Source organism: Cupriavidus sp. SIMBA_020 (assembly GCF_046535395.1).
Classification (GTDB): domain Bacteria; phylum Pseudomonadota; class Gammaproteobacteria; order Burkholderiales; family Burkholderiaceae; genus Cupriavidus; species Cupriavidus campinensis.
The window spans coordinates 1-252 of sequence record NZ_JAWRWU010001213.1; the positions used below are offsets into that span (position 1 = coordinate 1).

The window sequence follows — 252 nt, forward strand, 5'->3', positions numbered from 1 at the left end:
CAACTTTGGCTATTAGAAAAAATTATACTGGTGGTTGTTTATATCGCCGTTGGGATTATTAGTGCGAAGCAAACCACAACATTACCTAAAGTTATGTTTTTAGTGTTTAACACTGCGGTTATCTTAGCTATTGGCTTTTTAGCAACCGCTAAAGCCCCGCTATTGTTGTAATTAACAATACTTGCTTAAGCTTTACACTACACGTGTAAAGCTTGCCTCTTTATTTCATTTCTGATTATTGGTATCTAACCT

General features: G+C 35.3%; 1 protein-coding gene. It reads left to right on the top strand.

The annotated features are described in order from the left end of the window. Positions 1–171 (top strand): SirB2 family protein (locus SB751_RS33385; RefSeq protein WP_410749419.1); only part of this gene is annotated, 171 nt, incomplete at its 5' end. Positions 172–252: the final 81 nt, after the last annotated feature.